Raw genomic sequence first — 1,911 nt, forward strand, 5'->3', positions numbered from 1 at the left:
GACATAAAAAAATTCTGGAAGCAAGGGGAAGACGAAGGAATTTGGCCAATTTTTCATCTAAAAAAAACAAATGTTAGGCAAAAAGTGTTGAAAAAAAATAGTTAAAGATCACAAATGGGACATCTTTCTTTCTGATTCTGGAATAATTATCATAACGGAAGAAAATAAAAGCTGGAAATTTCTGATTAGAAGTGGCTCGGTTTCATCTGTTTAATCCGAGAAATGACCTATCTATATCATTATTTGCCTTGATTTATTGTTGTCTTTTTCCTATTTATAATTCTGGAGTAATTATCAAAAAAAACGGAAAAAAAGGAAAGCTGGAAATTTCTGATTAGAAGTGGCTCCGTTTGATCCGATAACTGACTAATATCTTGTCATTATTTACCTGATTTTATTTTCCCTTCTTCCCTCTTATCTCTTCCTTCTTCCTTCTTCCTTCTTCCCTCTTCCTTACCTTAATTAAAATGCAAGAATTATTAATCGCCATATTTAACGGTATAAGTATTGGTTCAGTCTTACTAATTGTCGCTCTAGGATTAGCCATTATTTTTGGACTAATGGGAGTAATTAACTTAGCTCATGGTGAATTAATGATGTTAGGTGCTTATACTACTTTCGTAGTTCAAAATATTTGTAATAGCATAGGTGAACCTATTTCTAATATTTATATTTTTTTCGCCATTCCTATTGCCTTTATAGTCGTAGCGATCGCTGGTTTAATTTTAGAAAAAGGGGTGATACGTTTTCTCTATGGCAGACCTTTAGAAACTCTATTAGCAACTTGGGGAGTTAGTCTGATTTTGCGTCAATTTGTCCGCAGTGTAAATGGAGTCTTAATTATTGGCATAACAGTTTTTTGTCTGTTTTATTTTGGCAGTCTTTACTTCCTCAAAAAACGTCGCTATGATTGGGAAAAAATTAAAAATTTAGCAATAGCAATTATTTGTTTCCTGTCTTTAGCGATCGCTACTACTTTGGGATTTTTATTGACAAGTCCTGGATTAACCAAACCTTGGTTTAGTTCTAGAAATGTTGATGTTACTGCTCCTGTTTGGTTACAAGGTGGATTACCTATTGGTGAGTTTCAATTACCCTATTCTCGGATTTTTATCATTATATTAACTGCTATAAGTTTGCTAGGTATTTACTTATTTTTGAATAAATCAAATTGGGGTTTAAGAATTAAAGCTGTCACTCAAAATAGAAGCATGAGTGCTTGTTTGGGTATTCCAACAGACCGGGTTGATGCTATTACATTCTCTTTGGGTTCGGGGTTAGCTGGAATTGCTGGTTGCGCAATTACTTTATTAGGTTCAGTCGGTCCAAATACAGGGCAAAATTATATAGTAGATGCTTTTATGGTAGTAGTCGTTGGTGGAGTAGGTAATTTATTTGGTACTGTTATTGCTGCTATGGGAATTGGCATTACAAATTATTTAATTGGTTCAGGAACTATAGCTTTAATTTTGGGAAATATAGAAAGTCTAAAATTTTTGACTGACTTCTTCAATTTTTTGGCAACTACCAGCATGGCAAAAGTAACAGTATTTGCTTTAATTATTGTCTTTTTACAAGTTAAACCAGCAGGACTATTTCCACAAAAAGGTCGAATGGATAATTGATAATTGATAAAGAAGCTAATGGTAAGCATTCAGCAGTCAGCTAACAGCTAGCCTCTTTCAGAGGAGCTGCCTCTTTCAGAGGAGCTTCGCTAACGCTAACGTTAACAGCTTTTGAGATACATCTATAATTTCCTGCCACAAATTATATGGTTTAATAACTCAGATTTATGGTTGAAAATTGGCGTTGCTTAAATGTAATGATAATTAGACATCTACTCCACCCATAGGGAGTAGGCAGTAGGCAGCTTTGCTGTAGGCGTAAAGAAATTATCAATTCTTTACGCCT

Annotated in this window: 1 protein-coding gene; it reads left to right on the forward strand. The window is 34.1% G+C overall.

Annotated features, from left to right (window positions below):
- Positions 1-467: 467 nt before the first annotated feature.
- Positions 468-1,625, forward strand: coding sequence for a branched-chain amino acid ABC transporter permease (locus F6K13_RS31035; protein ID WP_124145670.1), 1,158 nt, complete (start codon positions 468-470; stop codon positions 1,623-1,625).
- Positions 1,626-1,911: the final 286 nt, after the last annotated feature.

The sequence above is a fragment of the Okeania sp. SIO2B9 genome, from assembly GCF_010672505.1.
GTDB lineage: Bacteria > Cyanobacteriota > Cyanobacteriia > Cyanobacteriales > Microcoleaceae > Okeania > Okeania hirsuta.